Source organism: Synechococcus sp. B60.1 (assembly GCF_047462555.1).
Taxonomy (GTDB): domain Bacteria; phylum Cyanobacteriota; class Cyanobacteriia; order Thermostichales; family Thermostichaceae; genus Thermostichus.
Window position 1 is genome coordinate 1 of record NZ_JANSJN010000184.1, and the last position, 2,089, is coordinate 2,089.

The following is a 2,089-nucleotide window of genomic DNA, read 5'->3' on the forward strand; positions in this document are numbered from 1 at the left end:
AGCGAGACCACGGGCGGCTTGCCACCCCTCTTGACCGCCAATGGATCCACGCCTCCTCCCGTGGCCGTGGCCCCCACCATCTCGCCCAACCTCACACCCATCACCTTCCGCCCTGGGCCAGACTTTGCCCCCATCACGCCGCCACCCATTCAGCCTGACCTGCCGGATCCACCCAGCTTGCGGCCAGCTGGGGAATTCAACCTTTTGCTCTCTACCCCGGCAAACCCTGCTGTGATTCCCCCAGTGGGATCCGCTTTTGTAACAGTTACCTTGCGCGGCTTGTTGGTGCCAGGGGTCATTGCCAGCGTAGAGCTGCAGTTTTTCAACATCAGCCGCGGCACAGATATTACCAGCATTTTCTTGCCGACAGCCATCGAGCAGTTTAGGAATACGCTCATAGGCCGAGGCAACAGCTACGCCGACCGAACCGACGGGATCACCCTCACCAATGGCTTTACCTTCCCGGCTGATCTGGTGGCCTACAATGCCAACGTTTTTGCCGGAGAAAGGGTTTTGGTGATCCTGGTCATTCGCGATTCGTTTGGCCAAGCCCTAAGATTAGAGGCACGCGCTCAGGCTACCTAGCGTGAAGCTGGCTAAGGGCAGTGTTTAACTGCTGCGAGAGATTTAAGGTCAGGAGGATGAGGGAATGAAAACCGGAAAGCTGGCTGGGGTTTTGGCTTGCCTCTGTGTTGGTTTGCTGACGGCTTGCCAACAGGCGAAGGATAAGAATGCAACCAGCTTTATACCTGGGCCGATCTTTCCTGTGCAAAACCCAAGTGTAGAACCCGGCGGAACTGGCGTGGGAGTGCCGGCTACTCCTCCCGTTGGAGCTGCTCCCCCAACCCAGCCCAGCCCTCTCGTGCCCCCTCCCGTCTCGGCGCCGACGATCCCACCCTTGCCCAGCCCCAACCCTTCTCCCAGCATTGTTGGGTTGCCTCCGGCCCCCTTGGCTCCTCCAACCTTTAACAAGAGCTTTAGTCCGAGCACGACTTCGGCAGGTGTTCCTGTTACTTTAAGTTTTTCGATCACCAACAACTCCGGCATCCAACTGACCGGCCTCAGCTTTGCGGAAATCTTGCCGGCAGGGCTATCCGTTGCTGCCGCTCCTGACCTCAACAATACCTGTGGGGGAACTGCAAGCGCCCCTGCAAATGGAAGCTTTATTTCTCTGACCGGTGGCCAGCTTAGTCCCAATTCAAGCTGCTTGATAAGCGTTCAGGTGGTTGCTGCAAACGTGGGCACTTACACGAACCCTGCCACAACGCTCACCAGCAACCAGGCTCCTGCCGCTCAAAGCGCACCTGTCAGCCTAACCGTAAACCAAGTTCCTCCTCCAACCTTTACCAAAGAGTTTAGCCCTAGCACAGCAACAGCAGGCGGCACTGTAGCCGTTATCTTTACCATCACCAACAATGCTCCTGTACCTTTGTCTGGACTCAGCTTTATAGATGCTTTGCCAGGTGGTTTGCGAATTACTGAAGTGAATGCAGTTACTTTAAATACGTGTGGTGGCGAGCTCAAGGCAAACCCCAGCATTCCTGCTTCCTTAACACAACCAGCAATTCCTTCAACCACGATTGCCCTTCAAGGTGGAACTCTGGCTCCGAATTCCTCCTGCGTGGTTTCTGTATCTGTGGAACAGATCAGTCCAGTGGCGGCAACTTACACAAATCCCCCAGTTACTCTCTTCAGCAGTGGGGCGCCGCCAGTAACTTCCCTTAACCCAGCTACTGTGACTTTCATTCCTTAACCCAGCTACTGTGACTTTCAATTAGGGTCGGTCTAGAGTTCTTGCTGTTGACCCAAGCAAGGCTTGGGAAGCTCTACTCCCCTTACGAGTAGCAACACTGTTTTCAACAAAGCCTAAGGAGGGATCCTGTAAACTGCCGGCGCCTAGCAACATCTCGATCATAAGCTGCTAGGGTCAAGAAGCGATTGTGGGCAATCTCACTGCCGCAACAAGCAGAACCTTGGGAGCGGAGAACAATAGCAAGCAACCAGGCTAGGGGGAGGTGGCTGCAGCCTGCCGCGCCAAGACCCACTCCACCAGGGTGCGCACGCCGTAGCCGGTGGCGCCTTTGTTGTT

The 2,089-nt window shown here is 55.7% G+C and carries 1 protein-coding gene and 1 pseudogene; both read left to right on the forward strand.

The window, feature by feature from the left end; genetic code table 11:
- A pseudogene (locus NW863_RS12845) lies at positions 1-585 on the forward strand (hypothetical protein); the annotation flags it as partial.
- 364 nt (positions 586-949) lie between these two features.
- A complete protein-coding gene (locus NW863_RS12850) occupies positions 950-1,753 on the forward strand; it encodes a hypothetical protein (protein ID WP_414366833.1) in 804 nt (267 codons plus the stop codon).
- Positions 1,754-2,089 lie beyond the last annotated feature (336 nt).